Genomic DNA, 21,753 nt, shown 5'->3' with positions numbered 1-21,753 from the left:
GGAATGCCTTCAGCGAGGTTCTTCGTAAGAGGTGACTTCGAGCCCGAAGCCAGTCATGTTCGGGATGCGGCGGGCCTGCGCCATCACACGCATTTTGCCGACACCGAGATCGCGCAGGATCTGCGCACCGATGCCGAACAGGCGCGGATCCCACTTGGCGGCAGGCTTCTTTTCCTCGCCCTTCACGCCCAGTGCAACGAGCATTTCTTCGGTGGACTCTGCGCGGCGCAACATCACCAGCACACCATGACCGTGGGCAGCAATACGAGCCAGCGAGTCATCGACCGGGAAGCTGTGACGGCTACCGGCCGGGTCGAGGAAGTCGAGCACCGAGATCGGCTCATGAACCCGCACCAGGGTCTCGACCTCCGGCTTGATCTCACCCTTGTAAAGCGCCAGGTGCAGATCGCCCGAAGCACCATCGGTAAAAGCAGCCAGGCGGAACTCGCCATGCGCGGTCGCCACTGCTTTGTCAGCCACGCGCTCAACCAGCTTCTCGACGGCCGCGCGATAGTGGATCAGATCACGAATCGCGCCAATCTTGAGGCCGTGCTGCTGAGCAAAGGGAATCAGGTCCGGCAAGCGGGCCATGCTGCCGTCTTCATTCATGATCTCGCAGATCACCGACGCCGGCTCCAGCCCGGCCAGATCAGCCAGATCGCAACCCGCTTCGGTATGGCCAGCACGCACCAGCACGCCGCCCGGCTTGGCCTGGATCGGGAAAATGTGGCCCGGTTGCACGATGTCGGCCGGGCGCGCGTTACGCGCCACGGCGGCCTGCACCGTGCGGGCACGATCCGCTGCCGAGATGCCGGTAGTTACCCCTTCAGCCGCTTCGATGGAAACAGTGAAGGCCGTGGTGAACTGGCTACGGTTGTCGCGCGCCATCGGGTTCAGGCCCAGCTGGCGGCAGCGCTCTTCGGTGAGCGTGAGGCAGATCAGACCGCGCGCGAACTTCGCCATGAAGTTGATCGCCTCGGGCGTGACATGCTGGGCGGCAATGACGATGTCGCCTTCGTTTTCGCGATCTTCGTCATCAATGAGAATCACCATCTTGCCGACACGGATGTCTTCGATAATGTCGCGAATCGGGGAGAGCTGGACGCTGCTCATGACTGGGCCTTCCATTCGAGCATGCGCTCCACGTATCGGGCGATCAGGTCAATCTCGAGATTGACCTGGCTGCCCGCCTTGAGGCGCTTGAGGGTAGTGACTTCAACCGTGTGCGGAATCAGGTTGATCGAGAATTCGCGGCCTTCAACCCGGTTGACGGTGAGGCTGACGCCATCCACCGTGACCGAACCCTTGCGCGCAATATAGCCGGCAATCGCGGCCGGGGCGCGAATCACCAGCTCATGACTTTCAGCCAGCGGCGCGAACTTCACGACCTCGCCGACGCCATCAACGTGACCCGTCACCATGTGGCCGCCAAGGCGGTCATTCAAGCACAGAGCTTTTTCGAGATTCAGCTCGCCACCCGCCTGGTCCAGGCCCACGGTGCAGTTGAGCGACTCACGCGACACGTCGTAGCGCAGCACACTGCCCGCCTTTTCAATGACGGTCAGACACACCCCGTTATGCGCGACCGAGTCGCCAATGGCGACATCCGACACGTCCCAGGCACCGACGTCCACGCTGATGCGTACGCCATCCTGCAGAGGCTCGCATAACTGGATGCGGCCAACTGCTGCAACAATTCCGGAAAACATGTGGGGGACAATCCCTTGATTTGATTCGCGAGTTGCAATTTTACGTCATTCCCCGTCGCGCCGCCTGCAAAGCTGCACGGCAGCACCGAGCGGGCACTTGCACGGCGGCCTGCCGGCAAGCAATGATCCACACCAACCAAGCCTCGAGACTCATCATGAAACAAGCCCTCCTGTTCTGCGCATTGGCTCTGCCCGCCGCACTGGCACAAGCAGAAACGACGGATTCAGAACGCGTAAAGCTGTGCATGATCGAAAAATTCGTCGAAGCCAGCCCTGACACAACCGTTGGCCAGATCCGCAGCGAGTGCCAGCAACGCCCGGCCGAGTCCTTTGTCGTGGAAAGAGCCAAGGCAGAACAGCTGACCTATGCCGACGGTTACGCGATTGCTCCGCACAAGCCGAACTACATGCTCGGAGTGGTGCAGAGCAGCCACACCCCGTCCAGCCCACCTTTCCAGAACGCTAACAATGGGCAAGGCTCGGCCAACAAGACCGAAGCTGAATTCCAGATCAGCCTCAAGTTTCCGATCATCCCTGGCGACCTGGGCAGCATGAAGTGGATGGTGGCCTACACCAATCGCTCGTTCTGGCAGGTCTACAACGAGAACTGGTCGCGCCCCTTCCGCGAAACCAACCATGAACCGGAAACCTGGTTGCAGTTTCCAGTATCGATTTACCTCCCCGGCACCGGCCTGACCCTGCGCGCAGCCACAGTAGGCTTTAACCACCAATCCAACGGCCAGACGGCCGAATGGTCACGCAGCTGGAACCGGATCACCTCCAGTTTCGTGGCCGACAGCGAAAACTTCGCGCTGGTGCTGCGCCCCTGGTGGCGCATTCCGGAAAGCGCCGCAAGCGACGACAACCCGGACATCAATCACTATCTCGGCAACTTCGATCTGAACGGCACATGGCGCTTTCAAAACCGCCATCGCCTGTCCTTCATGTTGCGTAACAACCTCGAGTTCGAGCACAACCGCGGTGGCTACGAGCTATCCTACGGCATCCCGATTCCCGGCTCCAACCATCTGCGCCTCTACTTTCAGGGCTTCAGCGGCTATGGCAAGAGCCTGATCAGCTACAACCACAAACAGGAATCCATCGGCGCCGGCATCGAACTGGTCGACTGGTAAGCTGCAGCGAACACGCCGGGCTTGCATTCAGCTCCGGTGCCCCCATCTGAAACAGGACTCCGCTCCTCCAAAGAAAGATCGCGCCATGGTGCCGCACCTGACTACCGCCCTCTCCGGGCCGCTGCAAGACCTCGAACGCGCGCTGCTGGGCAACGCGACCCGCATCGAACAATGGTTCCGCAGTGAATGGATGGAGCACACGCCACCCTTCTATGGCTCGGTGGACCTGCGCAATAGCGGCTTCAAGCTCGCTCCGGTCGACATGAATCTGTTCCCGGGTGGCTTCAACAATCTGGGGGCCGACTTCCTGCCTCTCTGTGTGCAGGCTGCCAGCGCAGCAGTTGAACGCCTCTGTCCGCAGGCCAGCCGCCTGCTGCTAATTCCCGAGAACCACACCCGCAACCTGTTCTATCTGCAGAACGTAGCACGCATTGCCAGCATCCTCAGCCTTACCGGGCTGGAGGTACGCATCGGCAGCCTGCTGCCCGAAATCACTACACCCACGCCCCTCGAGCTGCCCGACGGCAGCACGCTATTACTCGAGCCGCTGGTACGCAATGGCAACCGCCTCGGCCTGAAGGACTTCGATCCCTGCGCAATCCTGCTCAACAACGATCTCTCCGCTGGTGCGCCGGCCATCCTGCACGGGCTGGACGAACAGTGGCTGCTACCCCCCATCCACGCCGGCTGGGCCACACGCCGCAAGTCCATCCACTTTTCGGCCTACGATCAGGTCGCCGCGCGCTTCGGCCGCCTGCTGGACATCGACCCCTGGCTGGTGAATCCCTATTTCGGCCGCTGCGGCTCGATCAACTTTCATGAGCGCACCGGCGAGGACTGCCTGGCCACCCAAGTCGACTCCCTGCTCACGATGATCCGCCAGAAATATGCTGAGTACGGCATCACCGAAACGCCTTTCGTAGTCGTCAAAGCGGATGCCGGCACCTACGGCATGGGCGTGATGACGGTGCGTGACGCCAGCGAAGTCATCGGCCTAAACCGCCGTCAGCGCAACAAGATGAGCGTGATCAAGGAAGGCCAGCAGGTCTCCGAAGTCATCATCCAGGAAGGCGTACACACTCTCGAAACGGTCAACGGCGGCGTCGCCGAGCCGGTCGTCTACATGATGGACCACTACGTGGTGGGCGGCTTTTATCGTGTCCATGCGGATCGCGGCCGCGACGAAAACCTCAATGCGCCCGGCATGCATTTCGAGCCACTAGCCTTCGAAACCTGCTGCAATATCCCCGATTGCAAACAGGCCCCGGATGCCGCACCGAACCGTTTCTATGCCTACGGCGTAGTCGCCCGCTTAGCCTTGCTGGCAGCCTCGCTGGAGCTGGAGCAAACCGCCCCGACGGAGTTGGTCCACGCATGAAAATCGCCTTCATCGTCGACCCGCTCGACAAGCTCAAACCCTACAAGGATTCCAGCGTCGCCATGATGCGAGCGGCACAGGCTCGCGGCCACCAGATCTTCGCCATCCGGCGCGAAGCCCTGCTGGTCCGCGATGGCCATGTGAGTGCTCACACCGTCGCCCTGCAACTCAGTGCGGACGACCATGCCTGGTATCAAGCAGCTCCCTCAGCGCTAACACCCCTGACGGACTTCGATGCCATCCTGATGCGCCAGGATCCGCCCTTCGATGCCGAGTACGTCGCCGCCACCTGGATCCTCGAACGTGCCGCCGCCCAAGGTGCGCGAATCTTCAACGATCCACGTGCGATCCGCGATCACTCGGAAAAACTCTCGATCGCCGAGTTCCCGCAATTCACGCCCACCACGCTGATCGCACGGGATACGGCAGATCTGCAAGCCTTCATTGATGAATTGGGCGATGTCATCCTCAAGCCGCTGGACGGCATGGGCGGCAGCGGTATCTTCCGGGTGCGCCGCGAAGATCCGAACCGCAACGCCATTCTCGAAACCCTCACCGATCTGGGCCACCGTACGATCATGGCGCAGCGCTACCTTCCGCAGATCAGCGAGGGTGACAAGCGCGTACTGCTGATTGGCGGACAAGTCCAGCCTTACAGCCTGGCGCGCATCCCGATGGCCGGCGAAACCCGCGGCAACCTTGCCGCCGGTGGCAAGGGTGTGGCCATGCCACTCACGCCACGCGAACGCGAAATCGCCGAAAGCCTCGCCCCGGTATTGTGGCAACGCGGCCTGCTGATCGTCGGACTGGATATGATCGGTGGCCATCTCACCGAGATCAATGTCACCAGCCCGACCTGCATGGTGGAGATCGAACATCAGACGGGCCACGCTGTCGCCACCCAAGTCATCACCACCCTGGAAAGTCTGTAAGAAGCAGCTCACGAGCTTACTGCGAGGCCGCTCATTGATAACTGAGAGGGCTCATGCGCTGCTCGGAATCCTCATTGATCAACATAAATTCCGGTTCCTGTGCGGCGCTTCCCCACGATTTGCTTGGCACAGCAAACCGACCGCGGCAGCGCAGAGCAGGCTCTGCTAAACCCGGTCTCGCCCCTGCGACGGCCCCTCGCTACAGATCGTGAACAACCTCTAACAGCCCTCAATCCTCGCTGCAGCGCAGCACTCAAGCCATCCGGGACCTACCCTTTTTTGCGTACCGACCTACGGGCGCGCCAAGGGTTGGTATCCGGCCGCTACGCATAATCAACTCACCAGCCCCCACTGCGCGAGTCTCTCGATCATGCGAACGTCCTCCACCCTCCTGCACCGCGGCAGCGTCGGCACCGTACTTGAGCATTCGCGCGCCAAAGGCTCCGACTGGCAGCATCTGGCTCCGGGAAGTGGCGAAACGCGTACCCGTCCAAGCCTGCTCAAGCGCCTGCAAGCACTGCTACTGCTGATGTCTGGCCTGCTCGCACTGGGGCTGGGTCTGCACCTGCTGAGCCCGATGCTCGCTCGCTCGCTAGCCGCCAATCTGCCTACAAACTGGATTCACGGCAGTTCCGAACGCGTCCTTGCCCGCCTCGACGGCAGCCTTCTGCGCCCCAGCCAAAGCGATGCAGCCCACCAGACTGATTTGCGCAAACGCTTCGCCAATCTCAACGCACCGACCACAGGCGCCCCACCTTACCGCCTCGTATTTCGCCAGGGCAGCAGCGCCAGTCCGCTGCTGTTCTCACTGCCCAGCGGCGACATCGTAGTCACCGACGCCTTCTTCACGCACGAGCCAGACCCCACAACGCAGCTCGCCCTACTGTGCCAGCAACTGGGCCACCTGCAACACCAGCACGCCTTGCACAACGCCATCGAGCTCAAACTGCTGCGCCTCGCCACTGCCGCACTGGCAGGAAGCGCCGAACACAGCATCGGAGCACTGACCGAAGGCCTGCAGCGTGTCGAATACACACTGCCGCAACTGCAGGAAGCCGACCGTTACGCAGCCGCCATGCTGGCAGCCAACCGGATCTCTCCCGGGGTCCTGCAGGGGCTCCTGAGCGAACATGGAGAGAATGGCGCCGTCGGACAATTCAGCAGCCCCGAGCGCCTACCTGCCTACACGGAAGCGCGTCGCTACGTTCTGATGCTGCAACAGTGACCAAGTGGGGGGCCTACCGTATCATGCAGGCATGCCTGCCCCTACCCTGCCCGCCTTGCTGCGCCTGCTCTGCCTGACCCTTGCCCTGTTTCTCAGCGCCTGCGGTGACGGCCCTCTGGTACGACAGGAGTCCTTCGTTTTTGGCACTCGTGTCGAGGTGGTCAGCTACGGCAGTCCGGAAGCCGAAGCCCGCACCGCACTCAATGCCGTGCTACGAGAATTCGATCGCCTCCACCGCAGCTATCACGCTTGGCAACCCTCCGAGCTGACCAGCTTGAACGCCGCCATCGCCGCCGGCAAATCCGCTCCGGTCAGCCCCGAAATGCTGAGCCTGCTGCAGGCCTCACAGCGCTATGCGGCGCTCAGTGACGGCCTATTCGATCCGGCTATAGGCAAGCTGATCGAACTGTGGGGATTCCATGGCGACAGCTTCACGCCGCACCTTCCAGAGCCTGCAGCACTGCAAGCAGCCATCGCCGCCGCGCCCAGCGTGCGCCAGCTGAGCCTGCAGGGAGAACTCGTTCGCAGCAGCAATCGTGCCGTGAACCTGGATTTTGGCGGTATCGCCAAAGGGTATGCGCTCGATCGCGCCGCAACCATCCTGCGCGAGCACGGCATCAAGAATGCCCTGATCAATATCGGCGGCAACGTAATGGCTCTCGGAGCCAAGGGCAAGCAGCCCTGGTCGGTCGGCATTCAGCATCCACGAGCGTCCGGCCCCCTGGCAACCCTCGCGCTCTATGACGGTGAGGCCATCGGCACCTCCGGCGACTACCAGCGCTTCTTCGAATTCGAGGGTCAGCGCTATAGCCACCTGATTGATCCACGCACTGGTGTACCCGCCAAACATACTGCTGCGCTCACCGTACTCGTCACCCCGCGCGAGAATGCCGGCATGCTCTCAGACGTTGCCAGCAAGCCGCTTTTCCTGGCTGCTGACGACTGGCCCGCGATGGCCCGTCGTTTTGAGATCCGCCATGCTTTGCGTGTCGATGCGGCCGGCCATATCAGCCTGACACCGGACATGCGGGCACGACTGCGATGGGCGGACGGTGTGGGTCCGGCGACGGTGGTAGAGTAAGGGCTGGCGGGCATCTCGCCCGCATGCACCCTCCGCTCTGGTTTCACGCATGATCGGCATCCTCCTCATCACTCATGGCACGCTCGGCGAATCGCTGATCCAGTGTGCATGTCATGTCGTGAACAGGCGCCCGGCCCGGCTGGCCCAACTTGGTGTCGCTGCGCAGGATGATCCGCACGAATTGCTGCAAGAGGCGCAGCGCCTGCTCACCGCGGTTGACGACGGTCATGGAGTGCTGGTGCTCACCGACATTTTTGGCGCCACTCCCAGCAATATCGCAATGAAACTTCTGCAGCCGGGCAAGGTCGAGGGAGTAGCCGGGGTCAATGTTCCAATGCTGCTTCGCGTCTTGACCTACCGGGAAAAGCACGATATCGATACCGTAGTGCATAAGGCCATCACCGGTGGGTGTGATGGAGTGCTTCACATTAAAGGGAGTATCTGAAATGCCAAGAGCGATTGCCGAAATCGCAAACCGCCTGGGTCTGCATGCACGTCCCTCAGCCAAACTCACCCAGCTCGCCACGCAGTTCCGCTCTGACGTCTGGCTGGAGCGAGAAGGCCGCCGAGTAAATGCCAAAAGCATCATGGGAGTCATGATGCTGGCTGCCTCGCATGGCACCAAGCTCACTGTCGAAACCGAAGGTGAAGACGCCGATGCGGCACTCGCGGCCATCGTCGAACTGATCGCCAGCCGCTTCGGCGAGCGCGAGTAAGGCTCACGCATGCCCTTCGTCATCCACGGCCTGCCCGTATCGCAGGGAATCGCCATTGGCAATGCGCATTTGATTTCTCATGCGCTGCTGGAAGTCGACCATCTGCTGATCGCGCCACGCCATGTTGATGCCGAAGTCATCCGCCTCGAAGACGCCGCAGCCAAGGTACGCTTCGAGTTACGCGCACTGCGTGAAGTCTCTGCCAGTGCCCAGTCAGAAGTGTCTGCTTTTGTCGATCTGCACACCATGCTGCTCGACGATCCGATGCTGGTCGAAAATGCCATCAAACTGATCCGTGAGCGCCGCTGTAATGCCGAGTGGGCGCTGGTACAGCAGATGGAAGCAATCGTCGATGATTTCGACAATATCGACGACCCCTACCTGCGCGAACGCAAGGCCGACGTAATTCAAGTGGTGGAACGCCTGGTCAAGGCCTTGCTGGGCCACCCGAGCCACGTCGGCACGAAACGCAACAAGAACGGGCTGGACTCCATCGTGGTCGCCCACGATCTCTCGCCAGCGGACACCATCCATTTCAAGGACAGCCAGATTGCCGGCTTCGTCACCGATGTCGGTGGCGCAACCTCGCACACGGCAATCGTGGCGCGCAGCCTGGGTATCCCGGCGGTGGTGGGCCTGCGCCACATCCGCCAGATCACCCGCGACGGCGACATCATCATCATCGATGGCGCACGCGGGGTGGTCATCATCGACCCGGATGAGCGCGTCCTCGAGGAATACCGCCTGCGCCGCAGCGCGCTGGAGCTGGAACGCTCCAAGCTCAAGCGCCTGAAAGCCAATCGTGCGGCCACCATCGACGGCCACGAGATCGCCCTCCAGGCCAATATCGAGTTGCCGCGCGACGTGCCAGCAGTCAAGGATGTGTACGCGGACGGCATCGGCCTGTTCCGCACCGAGTTCCTCTTCATGAACCGTGACACGCTGCCCAATGAAGAGGAGCAGTTCGAAGCCTACAAGAGCGTGGCCCGCGCCATGGGCGGCAAACCGGTGGTGATCCGCACGCTGGATATCGGAGCCGACAAGGCGCTCAGTACCGGTGGCCCGCGCCCCGAACTGAACCCGGCCCTGGGCCTGCGCGCCATTCGATTTTGCCTAGCTGAACCACAGATGTTCCTGACCCAGTTGCGGGCCATCCTGCGCGCTTCCCTGCATGGCAAGATCAAGATCCTGATCCCGATGGTGGCACATGCCCACGAAGTGGACGCTGCGCTGGGTGCCATCGAGCAGGCCAAAGCCCAGTTACGGGCTGAAAAGATCAAGTTCGATGAGGACATCAAGGTCGGAGGGATGATCGAAATCCCCGCAGCCGCACTGGCGCTGGGCATCTTCGTGCGACGCCTGAATTTCCTCTCCATCGGCACCAACGACCTGATCCAGTACACCTTGGCCATTGATCGCACCGACGAGGCTGTCGCCCATCTCTACGATCCGCTCCATCCGGCCATCCTGCGTCTGATTGCTGCCACCATTCATGCTGGCGCCAAGGCCGACATCCCGGTTTCAGTGTGCGGTGAAATGGCGGGTGACAAGAAGTTCACCCGCCTGTTGCTGGGCATGGGCCTGCGTCAGTTCTCCATGCACCCAACGCAGATCCTTGAGGTAAAGCAGGAAATACTGCGCTCGGACGCCGCCGAGCTCGCCATCAAGGTCGGCCGCCTGCTCAAGCTCGATGAACCAGACAAGATCCGTGAAGCAGTGGATAAACTGTAGTGGCCGAACGCATGGTTTGACATCATTTCCCTGCGGGAGTAAGTTCTCTGCATTGCGCCGATTTGATTCAGCTTGCGGGCGCGTAACAAATACGGCTAAAGCGGATGGGCGCCCTCAAACCCGATCACGCTTTGGCTGATCGGGTTTTTGCATTTCATGACTACACATTCTCATAGCGTCGGCATTGTCACTCCGCAATGTGCGCACTTCGACGAGCCCTTGCCCCTGCGCAGCGGCAGCAGCCTGCCGGCTTACGATCTGGTCTATGAAACCTACGGCACGCTCAACGCAGAGCGCTCGAATGCCGTGCTGGTGTGCCACGCGCTCTCCGGCTCGCACCACGTTGCGGGCACCTATGCTGGCCAAGCCAAGAGCACTGGCTGGTGGGACAACCTGGTCGGCCCCGGCCGGCCGCTGGACACCAACAAGTTCTTCGTGATTGGCATCAACAACCTGGGAGGCTGTTTCGGCAGCACGGGCCCAAAAAGTCTCAACTCGGACACCGGCAAACCTTGGGGCTCAGCTTTCCCCTTCGTGACCGTGGAAGACTGGGTCGACAGCCATGCCCGCCTGATGGACCGCCTCGGCATCCAGCAACTCGCTGCCGTGCTCGGCGGCAGCCTCGGCGGCATGCAGGCCCTGGCCTGGACTTTGCGCTACCCCGAGCGCGTGCGCCACGGCATGATCATCGCCGCCGCGCCCAAACTCTCCACCGAAAACATCGCCTTCAACGAAGTGGCACGGCAGGCCATCCTGACCGACCCTGAATTTCACAACGGCGACTACTACGAACATGGCGTGGTGCCCACCCGCGGCCTGCGTCTGGCGCGCATGCTGGGGCATATCACCTATCTCTCGGATGACGCGATGGCGGACAAGTTCGGCCGCAAGCTGCGCCACGGCGAACACCGCTACCACTTCGACGTCGAGTTCGAGATCGAATCCTATCTGCGCTATCAGGGCGACAAGTTCGCCGGCTTCTTTGACGCCAACACCTACCTGCTCACCACCAAGGCGCTCGACTACTTCGACCCGGCTTACGCCTTCGAGGGTGATCTGGAAGCGGCCCTTGCGGCTGCACGCGCCAAATTCTTCATCGCCTCTTTCTCCACCGACTGGCGCTTCTCGCCGGCCCGCTCGCGCGAACTGGTCTTCGCTCTGCTGCACAACGGTCGCGACGTGAGTTATGCCGAGATCGAGAGCGACGCCGGGCACGACTCTTTCCTGCTCGACGATCCGACCTACCACGCCGCAATGCGCGCGTACTTTGCCAACATCGAGGTATGAGCAACATGGTGAAATTCGGCAATCAGGAACGCCACGACTACGACGTGATCGCTGGCTGGATCAGCACGGGTGCGCGTGTGCTCGATCTGGGCTGCGGCGATGGCGAATTGCTGCTGCATCTGGCCAGCATCCGTCAGGCACGCGGCTACGGCATCGAGCGCAACCCGGCGCATGTCATCAACTGCCTGAGCCACCGCATCAACGTACTGCAGAGCGACCTTGAACAAGGCCTCGCCGGCTTCAAGGACGGCGAGTTCGACTACGTGATCATGAGCCTCTCGCTGCAGGCGGTGCACAACACCGAAGGCATTCTCGCCGAGATGCTGCGCGTGGGCAGGGAAGCAGTTGTGAGCTTCCCGAACTTCGGTTACTGGCGCCATCGGGTCTCGATCAACGAAGGCCACATGCCGGTCTCCGACAGCCTGCCCCACCAGTGGTACAACACCCCGAACGTGCGCTTCTTCACTATGGCGGACTTCGAACAGTTGTGTGAACAGCGTGGCATTGCCGTGCTGGAGCGCGCCGCCTTCGACGAAGACCGTGCGATCGACATCGATCCCAACAATTACGCCAGCGTGGCGCTCTACCGGCTCGGTCGCAAAGCCGACTGAGGCCTCATCGCAGGCGTATTGCGAAGAACTGCACAGTCCTGCGGCGGTGCAGCTTGTGACCGATTTCACCCTGAGTTACTTTCCTGTTTGCACTAAGGCGCCCACAGCTCATCACTGATAGGGCGCCATAAAACAAACGGAGGTGACAAGGATGATTGCAGCAATTCGCCGCACGCTAGGCGTGCTTTGTCTCGGCTCGGCCATGCTCGGCCTGCTCGCTGCCTGCGGCGGCGGCGGTTCCAGCGGCACAAATTCCACTAGCAGCAGTGGCAATAACGGCGGCAGTGCCGCCAGCAGCCAGGCTACGAGCAACAGTGCCAGCAGCCAGAGCGAAGGGGACAGCGCTAGCAGCGCAGCTGCCCAGACCTCGGCCGCCAGCGCCCTCAGCGTACCGGTTGGCGTGACCGGCTGGGCCTCCCAAGGCACTGGTACCACAGGCGGAGCCGGCGCTCCGGCCAGCAACATCTACGTGGTGCACAACCGCGCCGAGCTGAAGGCGGCTCTGGCCAACCAGAACAGCCCGACCTATGCCACCAATGCCACCACCGCCAAGAGCGAAGCCAAGATCATCTACGTGGTTGGCTCCATCTACGGCACCGATCTGGGCAATGGCAAGTTCGCCGATGAGGCTTACTACAAGACCCTGACCACCGCCTTCAAGAACATCGACAAGTGGGACTTTGAAGCCTACATCGGTTACGTCACTGCTCAGGCGACCCTGAGCACCGCAACCGCAGAGCAAACAGCGGCGGCCTCGGCGCGCAGCATCATGCAGAACGCGCAGAAGGCACAGATCGAATTCTCGGTTCCATCCAATACCACTATTCTGGGTGTCGGCGCCGACGCCAAGATCATCGATGGTTTCCTCACCGTTAACGCCACCAGCAACATCGTGATCCGCAATCTGGAGTTCCAGGCTCCGCAGGATCTCGGCACGTCCTACACCTGGACCGCAGGCAAGGAAGAATGGAACGCCAAGTTCAAGGCCATCAACATGGTCACCGGCAAGCAAATCTGGATTGACCACTGCACCTTCAGCGACGGCGCCAACTTCGACAGCAAGGAAGTGCGCACCATCAACGGCGTGACTAAACACGTCCAGCGTCACGACGGCCTGCTCGACATCGAGGACAGCTCGGATTACGTCACCGTGTCCTACTCGATCTTCAAGAATCACGACAAGACCAACATGGTCGGCGGTTCGGGTGACGGCAACGGCGCCAAGGAGCGTGCCTACAATCGCCTCACCTTCAGCAACAACATCTGGCAGGACACCACCCAGCGCGCACCGCGCGCCCGCTTTGGCCAGATCCACCTTTACAACAACAGCTACAGCGGCAATACCGACTCTGCCGACTACCCGGTCAGCTACTACGTCGGCATGGGCGCGGAATCGCGCATTCTGTCGGAAGCCAACGTCTTCGACATGAGCGGATCCAAAGCCACTGTCGCGCGCGTGATGTCCAACCTGAACGGCTACCAGTTCAAGGATGTCGGCTCCTGGTTCAACGGCGTAGCGGCTTCGGCCGAACTCGAAGCGGCCGCCAAGGCAGCCCTGGACGCTCGCTGGAATGATGCCCGCAAGGCCGCGGATGGCTCGTCCACTCCGACTGCTGACAAGGTCAACAGCGTCTTCACCCTCGCCGCCTACACCAATCAACTTGGCTGGACGCCAGCCTACAGCTACACCCCGGGCAGTTCGGCGAACGTTGTACGGGCTCACAACCTGGTCAACGCCGGGGCCGGCAAACTGCCGGTAACGGCCGCCAGCAGCACACGCCCGATGCTCGACGATACGGCCGCCAGTAACGCCACCGTAGCCAAGGCGCTTGCCGGCTCGGACGCCTGGGCGCCGCAGAGCGTGAACGCCGGTCAACCGAATGCGGGTCGTCTCTACCCGGCAGGCTTCACTGCTGATTTCATCGTCACCAAGGATGGCAGCACGCCCTACAGCACGATCCAGTCCGCGCTGAACGCCGCCTCCACCAGCACCGCCGCGCGGGTCTACATCCAGGTCAAGGCGGGGGACTACAACGAGCAACTGATCGTCAGCAACACCGCCGCCGCCATCACCCTCTACAGCAGCGAAGCCGATGCCACCAAGGTACGCATCTACAACGCACTGTCGCAGGGCAGCCTCGGCGCCAGCTACAACACCTTCGTCACCAACAGCACTTACACCGGCAATACCGATGCCACCACGCTGTACAACGCGTGCTCAAAGAAAACCGGCAGCGTCGGCAAGGAGTGCTCGGCCACGATCCGCGTGCGTAACAACGGTTTTCAGCTGGTAAACCTCAGCGTTGAAAACGCCTGGGTGGAAACCGGCAGCAGTGATCAGGCGGTTGCCGTGATGGTCGACAAAGCCGACAAGGTGGTGCTCGATGGCGTACGCCTGATCAGCAACCAGGACACCCTGTATCTCGCCAACAGTGGCAAGCGCGTCTATGTCACCGCCAGCGACATCAGTGGTGACGTGGACTTCATCTTCGGCGCCGGCATCGGCGTGTTCGAAGGCAGCACCATCCGCACCCTCGGCACGCGCAAGCCCTCCGGCACATCGATCACCTCCCCCTCCACCACGGCTTCGACACAAACGGTCGGCCTGCTCTTCAACAACAGCGTCTTCCTGGCCGACAGCGCAACGACGGACAACAGCATCTATCTGGCCCGCCAGTGGGACGACAGCGCAACCGACGCACCAGGCAAGGTGCTGGTGCGCAACTCGGTGCTGGGCAAGCATGTGGCTTTGACAAGCGGGCCGTGGAGCCCGACCGTCATCGGCGGCTCGGCCACCCAGTACACCTACCTCAATGAGTACCGCAACTGGGATGAGGTGCAGAAGGCCAGCTCCTCGGCGACCAGCAGCGCCGCGGCCAGCAGCGCCGCAGCGAGTTCGGCGAGCAGTTCTTCGGCAACCGCCAGCTCGTCAGCCACGTCGTCGGTCAGCTCCAGTGTGGCCACCGGCAGCGGCTCGAACACCCCGATTACCGGCTCCACCACACTTACCAATGCCTATGTCGCCAGCGGCCTACCGGTCACCGTCAGCACCAGCTACGACAGCGTGAATGGCAAGTACACACTGGTTTCGGCCGGCATCATGGGGGGCACGACAGACTCGCTGCAGTTTTCCTACCAGCAAATCGCGGGCGACTTCACCATGATCGCGCGCCTGACCTCTCTGGAAGCGGTGCCCACGGGGCTGAGCACCGGCAACTGGCGCGCAGGCCTGATGGTGAGAAATAGCCTGGCCGACAACTCCCGATACTACGGCTTGCTCATGCGCAGCATCCCCCGCCTGCAATGGGAGCAACGCAAAACCGACGGCGACGTGACCAGCACGGGCACTCTAAGCCCCAGCTACACAACAGCCATCGGCAACAGCGCGCCTCTTTTCCTGAAACTGGTACGCAGCGGCAACTCAATCACGGTGTCTTATTCTTCAGACGGTGGCGTCACCTGGCTGGGCAGCAAGACCCAGGACTTCACCGCAACGGGCTACACCGCTCTGGACAACACCGTCTATGTCGGTCTGGCAGGCGTCTCCGGCAGCACGACGGTCACCTCCACCAGCGTGTTCGATTTCGTGTCGATCACAACGCCCTGATCACGCTCTGACGACGCATTCCGAGCCCGCCTCCCCGGCGGGCTTTTTTTCGTCCTGCGCAAACCCCGTAGAATCCTCCCATGACTTTTGCCGCACACGCTTTCATCGTCAGCCCGTGGACTGCCCGCCTCCGCATCGGCGCCTTCAACCCGGCCGCCGAGCACGACTGGCCAGGCCGCCGCACCGCCACGCTGTTCCTGCATGGCTGCCCGTGGCGCTGCGCCTATTGCCACAACCCCGAGCTGCAATCGCGCAGCAGCATGCGCCTGCTCTCCTGGGAGAAGATCGCCACGGAACTTGCAACCCATCGTCACACCATCGATGGCGTGGTGTTCTCGGGCGGAGAGCCCACAGCCGACAGTTGCCTGCCTGATGCCATCCTCGCCGTGAAGGGCATGGGCTTTGCGGTCGGGATGCATACCAGTGGCGCCTACCCTGAACGGCTGGAGAAGGTGCTGCCGCTGCTGGACTGGGTCGGCTTCGATCTGAAGAGTGATTACGACGGCTACGACACCCTCACTGGTGCACCGGGCAGCGCCGCGCGGGCCACACGCAGCGCGCAGCTGATCGTGGCCAGCGGCGTGGCGCATGAGTTCCGCCTCACCTGGCATCACGAGTTGCTGAGCGAAGACGCTGCCCTGCTCGCCGCCCACTTCGCGCAGCATCTGGGGGCGCAGCGCTTCGTGCTGCAAGTCTTCCGCCCAGAGGGCGTCACTCATCCGGCAATCGCGGCCCACTCGGTACCCAGCGCCGAACTGGTCGAACGGATCGGAACCTTGTTTGCCGACTTCGAGTTGCGCGGCGAGATCTGCGGGCTGGCGACCTAGCTCTTGTGGGAGCGACTTCCGACTTCGTCCATAATCGCCCCAGCCTCTACGCCCGACCATCCCATGCCCCTCGCCCACCTCGCCCACCTCGCCCGCTTCCAGCGCCTCGCCGCCATACTGCTGCTGGGCTTTGCCTCCGGCCTGCCGCTGGCGCTCACCGGGCAGGCAATGCAGGCCTGGCTCACGGTGGACGGGGTGGACATCGTCACCATCGGCTTCCTCGGTCTGGTCGGCCTGCCCTATACCTTCAAGTTTCTCTGGGCGCCGCTGATGGATCGTTTCGAGCCGCCCTGGCTCGGTCGCCGGCGCGGCTGGTTGCTGCTCTCGCAACTCGCGCTGGCAGCCTTGCTGTTCTTCATGGCCGGGCTCAGTCCACAAGCCGCGCCGGGCTTCTTCGCCCTAATCGCAGTGACGGTGGCTTTTCTCTCCGCCTCGCAGGATGTGGTGGTCGATGCCTACCGCACCGACGTGCTCAGCGACCGCAGCGAACACGGCCTGGGCGCCTCGGTGCACGTCTTCGGCTACCGCCTGGCGATGATCCTTTCCGGCGGCATCGCCCTGATCTGGGCGGACCAGTGGGACTGGCCCACGGTCTATCGCACCATGGCGGCCATCATGCTGGGCATCGCCATCGCCTGCGCCCTGCTCGCGCCGCGCATCGACGCTGCACTCAAGCCACCCACCAGCGAAGCGGGGCAGGATCTGCGCGGCTTCCTCGCCATGCTGCTCGCGGTGTTCGCCGGCTACTGGATCGCCCGTAGCGGGCTGACGCTGATCGGCTTCGACCCGGCCAGCAAGAACAAATGGATTGAACTGCTCTTCGTGCTGACGGAAATCGCGGTGGCCCTGCCGCTGGCCGCCTGGGCTGCACGCAAGGCGAAATTCGAGACCTTCAACCAATCGCTCACCAGCTATTTCAGCTTGCCCGGCGCGGCCGCCTTCCTGCTCCTGATCGTCCTCTACAAGCTGGGCGACGCCTTCGCCGGCAGCCTCACCACGCCCTTCCTGATCAAGGGCATGGGTTTCGCGCAGGCCGAAGTCGGCATCGCCAACAAGATCATCGGCATCTGGCTGACCATCTTCGGCGCCTTCCTCGGCGGCCTGCTGATGCTGCGCCTGAAACTCTATCGCGCCCTGCTTGTGTTCGGCGTGCTGCAGCTGGTGTCCAACTTTGGTTTCTATGCACTCGCCAGCCTGGGCAAGGGCGCCTGGGGTGCAGTGATGGTGCAGCCCTTCGACTGGGGCTTCGTGGCGCTGAAGGAAGCGGCCGCGCTAGACTGGCTGCTGCTTACCGTGATCGCCGGTGAGAACATCTCCGGCGGCATGGGCACCGTAGCCTTCGTGGGCCTCCTGATGGCGCTGTGCAACAGCCGCTTCTCCGCCACCCACTACGCACTGCTCTCTGCCTTCTCGGCAGTGGGCCGGATCTATGTCAGCCCGCTCGCCGGGGTGCTCTCCGAGAGTCTCGGCTGGCCGGTGTTCTTCATCCTATCCATCCTGCTCGCCATGCCGGGCGTGATCATGGTGTGGCTGATGCGTCACAGCATCCTCGCCCTGATCCAGCCCGCCAGACCCACTCCGGAAACCGATTGATGCCTGCTACTGCCCTCATCACCGCCGCCCGCACCCTCTCCGCCATGGTGGCGCCGATGCACTTCGCCGCGCCGATCACCCACACCTACAACCCGCTGGACTATGCCTGGGCGCCGCATGAGGAATACCTGCGCAAGTTTGGCGCGGGCAAGAAGAAGATCATCTTCGTCGGCATGAATCCCGGCCCCTTCGGCATGGTGCAAATTGGCGTCCCCTTCGGCGAGATCGCCGCTGCACGTGACTGGATGGGCATTTCCGCTCCAGTCGAAAAACCTGCTGAAGAGACACCGGCCCGACCCATCGAAGGCTGGGAATGTGCGCGCTCAGAAGTCTCAGGCCGCCGCCTGTGGGGTCTCTTCGCCGAGCGCTTCGGCACGGCCGAAGCTTTCTTCAAGGATCACTTCGTCGCCAACTACTGCCCGCTGGCCTTCTTCGAGGGCAAGCGCAACGTCACGCCGGACAAGCTCCCGGCCGCCGAGCAAGTCCCTTTGCTCACCGCCTGCGATGCGCACCTGCGCGCGCTGGTCGAGGCAACTGACGCCGAGTGGGTGATCGGCATCGGCGCCTGGAGCGAGCTGCGCGCTCGCGAAGCCTGTGCTGGCATGGCCGTGCAGTTCGGCCGCGTGCTGCACCCCAGCCCGGCCAGCCCGGCCGCCAATCGCGGCTGGTCTGAAGCCGCAACAAAGCAGCTCACGGCGCTTGGGGTATGGGCCTGAGCCGGCTCAGCCGATAGAGATTTCGCCATGCTCCGGTGGCAACACCGCCGTCTTCGGAGGATGGGGCAAACAGCCCGGTGCATGGGGTACCTCACCGTAGCGCAAACCTTCCGGATTGCTCTCGGTGGCAAACGCATCGTCCTGCCCGAAATCGCCGATCACCTGCGGTACGGGAACTGCCTTGTCGGTCTTGGCCATGATTCACCTCCATCGCCCGCACAAACGCGCCGGCCATGCTGTGTGATAGACCGTAAACGGCGCGCCCTGCCATCAGGGGAAACAAACCCCGGAGGGTCCCATACCCCTTTGCCCGCCAGCGGAGCGCTACAGGACCTCCTTGGCCTGCCGTAAACAGGTTCTGACCATGGTTATCGGAGCGCAGCGATGGACGCCTATGAGGAGCACCGGGCCAGCAGTCAGACCCCTTATGTGCTGGTCGTCGACGATGTAGCGACGACGCGTGCCATGCATTCCCTGATGCTCTCCCGTCAGTTCGAGGTCAAGAATGCCGCTTCAGGCCAGGAGACGCTGCAGCTGTGCACCGAACGCCTGCCTGATCTTGTACTGCTGGATGTTGAGATGCCCGGGCTCAACGGCTTCGATACATGCCGGGCACTGCGCCGGCACTACGACATCCCGATCATCTTTGCCACCTCGCATGAATCACTCGACGAGCATCTCAAAGCCTTTGATGCGGGCGCAAGCGATCTCTGCGTGAAGCCTGTATCGGCGGAGATCCTGCTTCGCAAGGTCCGGCTTGCCATCACGCAGTGGCGCGAACGCGCTGTCCTGCGTGCCGAAAAAGACGCCCTGCAGACCAAGGCCGAGCAGTACCAGTCCAGCATGAGTGAGCGCCGCCTGCTGCTGCAATTTGTCCGCACCAGTCTGAACTGTGAAAACCCTGCCCAGCTTGCCCAGAACTTCCTGCAAGCCTGCCGGCATCTCGGTGTGCAGTGCTGCATCGCCATTCGCCACGAAGGAGGCGAGTCGGCCTGGAGTCTTGAAGGTGAAGCTTCGGCCCTTGAGCGTGCGGTGCTCGCGCGGGTAGCCGGCATGGGGCAACTGGTCCAGTTCAAGAACCGCCTCGCCCTCAGTCATGAACGGCTCAGCGTTGTCGTAAGCAACATGCCGGATGAAGCATCGGAAGAAGCCACCCGCATTCGCGAGAACATGTCTGCTCTTGTGGAGATGGCTGCAGCACTGGCCGACCATCTCGCCCAGCGCAGTGAGCGGCCAGCCGCATCTACTGCAGAGCCGCTGGAGCCCCCCATGGAAGCCCTGCCAGGCAAAATGGCGGCAGACATCCGTCTGCTCCTGCAGGAAATCCTCGACCGCCTCGAATCAGCCTTCGACCTGATGTCCACCGATCACCATCAGGAGGAACGCATCATGCATGCCGTGCGCGATCCGCTCGAACGCATCCTCGTATTGCTGAATCAGTGCAGCGACCAGAGTAGCGCTCCCGTATTGCGCCCCTAGGGCGACTGAGTCCCCGCATAACCTCGATTCAGCCCCCTTCAGGCGCAGCGGCCGGACCATTCATCCTGCATGGCCGCCCGCCCGGCCAGCGACCCCGGCATTCAGCCGCGACCAACGGCGCATCCGCACAGAGCACTCAGCTCATTCGTCACAATTCCGGCCTGATCGCTGCGATACGGCAGCCTTTTACCGGAACAAGACCATGCCTGCCTCTGCTTACCTCCGCGCCCTCGATGTGCGCAACGGTGCCACACTGCTTGTAGCCCTTCTGCTCGCCGCCTGCGGCGGCGGTGGAGGTTCCGGCGCCGGCAACTCAGGCAGCAGCACCAGCGTTACATCCGTCAGCAGCGCCTCGACCGCCAGCTCCGTACGCAGCAGCACCGCCAGCAGCGCTACCCAAAGCAGCTCGACCAGCAAGGCCACCAGCACCAGCAGTCTTTCAAGCAGCAGCACCAGCCAGGCCAGCAGCGGGGCAAGCTGCACAGCACTGTCCGAGCGCATCCGCACCACCCAACCCACCCTGCCGACCCTCTCGGCCCCCAGCGATGAATACACGCCCGTGGTGCTCGCCCCCTATGGTAGCAATGGCAGCCTGATCGCCTGGAAAGAAAAAAATGCCAGCCAGATCCGTGTCGGCACCCTCGCCAGCGACGACAAACAGTTCAGCCCCCTGCTCACCACCGCGGGTGACGAAGTACACAGCATGGTCGGCCACAGCAGTGGCGGCGCCCTGCTGATGGTGGCGGACGACCCGGACATCTACAGCAGCAAGTACTGCAAGAGCGCTGCCACGCCCAGCAACGCGGCCTGCCAGAAAATGTCCCTGCTGCGCTTCGATGGCAAAGGCAGCGTGCTCTCTAGCACCACACTCACCGACAAGGCCAATGTCGATAGCGAAGGCGCACTCTTCATCTGGTGGTACGGCCACACCGGCCGCCTGGCCTGGGACGGCAGCCGCTATGCCGCCTACTTCCGCTCTGCCGGCTCCTACGCCCGCCCCAATGTAGCCGGAGAAATCGATATCCACGCCGGCGATACCCTGCGCATGCTCGACGCCAACGGCAATCGCCTCAGCGGTGGCTGGCAGTGGGGCTGCAGCCATAGCTGGTCCGTGCGCCTGGCCGGCAACAGCAGCGGCTGGAGCGCCTTCTGCCATGGCGACGCCTATCCTAATGCCCTGCGCCTGCAACAGCTCAGCACTACGGGCGTCAGCACAAAAACCACTGAATGGCTCAGCGGCACGAATGCCGACACCCGTGCTCTCGGCGGCGTAGTGGCCGATACCGACGGCTACTGGCTCAGCTACCTGGAAACCACCGGCAGCCTGCGCCTGCATCTGGCCCGCTTTAACAACAACGGCACACAGATCAGCGACCAGATCATCAGCAGCGCCACCGGCATCGACGCCCAATACCCTTTCCGCGCCTATCTGGGCAAGCTCGGCAGCCAACTCCTGCTCGGCTGGAAAAGCGGCGGCAAGCTCATCCTGCAGGCTACCGACGCCAGCGGCACGCTGCTCGGCACGCCTGTCACAAGCGCCGCCGGGGTCTCGAATTTCGACGAATTCGTCAGCCTGGGCAATGGCGATCTGGCCTTCGCCAACGCGACCAGTAGCGGGGCGGTATCGGTCACACGCGTGGCGGCCTGCAACTGAGCAAATAGCCGTGGTGTTCAAGAAAGCAGGATGCCCGTCGTAAACACTTAGACGAGCATCCGCCCCTTCCGAAA

The 21,753-nt window shown here is 62.4% G+C and carries 19 protein-coding genes; 16 read left to right on the top strand and 3 right to left on the bottom strand.

Annotated features, from left to right (window positions below):
- Positions 1-9: 9 nt before the first annotated feature.
- On the bottom strand, positions 10-1,113 hold the full coding sequence (gene ribBA, locus C0V76_RS03495; RefSeq protein WP_101940941.1) for a bifunctional 3,4-dihydroxy-2-butanone-4-phosphate synthase/GTP cyclohydrolase II: 1,104 nt from the start codon (positions 1,111-1,113) through the stop codon (positions 10-12).
- Positions 1,110-1,709 carry a riboflavin synthase gene (locus C0V76_RS03490; protein WP_101940940.1) on the bottom strand — a complete coding sequence of 200 codons (600 nt, stop codon included), beginning with the start codon at positions 1,707-1,709 and terminating at the stop codon, positions 1,110-1,112. Before C0V76_RS03490 ends, ribBA begins: the two co-directional genes overlap by 4 nt.
- Positions 1,710-1,864: 155 nt before the next feature.
- Between C0V76_RS03490 and C0V76_RS03485 the strand changes: the two genes are divergently transcribed.
- From C0V76_RS03485 to C0V76_RS03420, 14 genes are all read left to right on the top strand, one after another.
- Positions 1,865-2,842: a phospholipase A gene (locus C0V76_RS03485; RefSeq protein WP_158239132.1), complete on the top strand. Its 978-nt coding sequence runs from the start codon at positions 1,865-1,867 to the stop codon at positions 2,840-2,842.
- Between the two features lie 85 nt (positions 2,843-2,927).
- Entirely contained in the window at positions 2,928-4,220 is a 1,293-nt protein-coding gene (gene gshA, locus C0V76_RS03480) for a glutamate--cysteine ligase (RefSeq protein ID WP_101940938.1), read from the top strand.
- Positions 4,217-5,152, top strand: coding sequence for a glutathione synthase (gene gshB, locus C0V76_RS03475; RefSeq protein ID WP_101940937.1), 936 nt, complete (start codon positions 4,217-4,219; stop codon positions 5,150-5,152). The genes gshA and gshB overlap by 4 nt, the downstream gene beginning before the upstream one ends.
- A 370-nt stretch (positions 5,153-5,522) precedes the next feature.
- Positions 5,523-6,377: a hypothetical protein gene (locus C0V76_RS03470; RefSeq protein WP_101940936.1), complete on the top strand. Its 855-nt coding sequence runs from the start codon at positions 5,523-5,525 to the stop codon at positions 6,375-6,377.
- Between the two features lie 31 nt (positions 6,378-6,408).
- Positions 6,409-7,458 carry an FAD:protein FMN transferase gene (locus C0V76_RS03465; RefSeq protein WP_101940935.1) on the top strand — a complete coding sequence of 350 codons (1,050 nt, stop codon included), beginning with the start codon at positions 6,409-6,411 and terminating at the stop codon, positions 7,456-7,458.
- Positions 7,459-7,507: 49 nt separating this feature from the next.
- Complete coding sequence (locus tag C0V76_RS03460) at positions 7,508-7,903, top strand: PTS sugar transporter subunit IIA (protein WP_101940934.1); 396 nt, start codon at positions 7,508-7,510, stop codon at positions 7,901-7,903.
- Position 7,904: 1 nt separating this feature from the next.
- Positions 7,905-8,174, top strand: coding sequence for an HPr family phosphocarrier protein (locus tag C0V76_RS03455; protein WP_101940933.1), 270 nt, complete (start codon positions 7,905-7,907; stop codon positions 8,172-8,174).
- A 9-nt stretch (positions 8,175-8,183) separates the two neighbouring features.
- Entirely contained in the window at positions 8,184-9,905 is a 1,722-nt protein-coding gene (gene ptsP, locus C0V76_RS03450) for a phosphoenolpyruvate--protein phosphotransferase (protein ID WP_101940932.1), read from the top strand.
- Positions 9,906-10,061: 156 nt separating this feature from the next.
- Positions 10,062-11,192, top strand: a complete 1,131-nt coding sequence (locus tag C0V76_RS03445; protein ID WP_101940931.1) for a homoserine O-acetyltransferase — start codon at positions 10,062-10,064, stop codon at positions 11,190-11,192.
- A gap of 5 nt (positions 11,193-11,197) precedes the next feature.
- Positions 11,198-11,803, top strand: a complete 606-nt coding sequence (gene metW, locus C0V76_RS03440; protein ID WP_101941044.1) for a methionine biosynthesis protein MetW — start codon at positions 11,198-11,200, stop codon at positions 11,801-11,803.
- 151 nt (positions 11,804-11,954) lie between these two features.
- A complete protein-coding gene (locus C0V76_RS03435) occupies positions 11,955-15,410 on the top strand; it encodes a pectinesterase family protein (RefSeq protein WP_101940930.1) in 3,456 nt (1,151 codons plus the stop codon).
- 80 nt (positions 15,411-15,490) lie between these two features.
- Positions 15,491-16,237 (top strand): anaerobic ribonucleoside-triphosphate reductase activating protein, encoded by a 747-nt coding sequence (locus C0V76_RS03430; RefSeq protein ID WP_101940929.1) that lies wholly within the window; start codon positions 15,491-15,493, stop codon positions 16,235-16,237.
- A 63-nt stretch (positions 16,238-16,300) separates the two neighbouring features.
- Entirely contained in the window at positions 16,301-17,830 is a 1,530-nt protein-coding gene (locus tag C0V76_RS03425) for an MFS transporter (protein ID WP_101940928.1), read from the top strand.
- Complete coding sequence (locus tag C0V76_RS03420) at positions 17,830-18,546, top strand: single-stranded DNA-binding protein (protein WP_101940927.1); 717 nt, start codon at positions 17,830-17,832, stop codon at positions 18,544-18,546. The genes C0V76_RS03425 and C0V76_RS03420 overlap by 1 nt, the downstream gene beginning before the upstream one ends.
- Before the next feature lie 6 nt (positions 18,547-18,552).
- Here the strand turns inward: C0V76_RS03420 and C0V76_RS03415 are convergent, their stop codons facing one another.
- Positions 18,553-18,744 (bottom strand): hypothetical protein, encoded by a 192-nt coding sequence (locus C0V76_RS03415; RefSeq protein ID WP_101940926.1) that lies wholly within the window; start codon positions 18,742-18,744, stop codon positions 18,553-18,555.
- Between the two features lie 186 nt (positions 18,745-18,930).
- Here C0V76_RS03415 and C0V76_RS03410 point away from each other — a divergent pair, with 186 nt between their 5' ends.
- Positions 18,931-20,025, top strand: coding sequence for a PleD family two-component system response regulator (locus tag C0V76_RS03410; protein WP_101940925.1), 1,095 nt, complete (start codon positions 18,931-18,933; stop codon positions 20,023-20,025).
- Positions 20,026-20,227: 202 nt separating this feature from the next.
- On the top strand, positions 20,228-21,679 hold the full coding sequence (locus C0V76_RS03405; protein ID WP_143707337.1) for a hypothetical protein: 1,452 nt from the start codon (positions 20,228-20,230) through the stop codon (positions 21,677-21,679).
- Positions 21,680-21,753: the final 74 nt, after the last annotated feature.

The organism is Uliginosibacterium sp. TH139 (genome assembly GCF_002855595.1).
Lineage (GTDB): Bacteria > Pseudomonadota > Gammaproteobacteria > Burkholderiales > Rhodocyclaceae > Uliginosibacterium > Uliginosibacterium aquaticum.
Note: the sequence above shows the minus strand (reverse complement) of the source record. Positions and strands in the feature narration are given on the sequence as shown.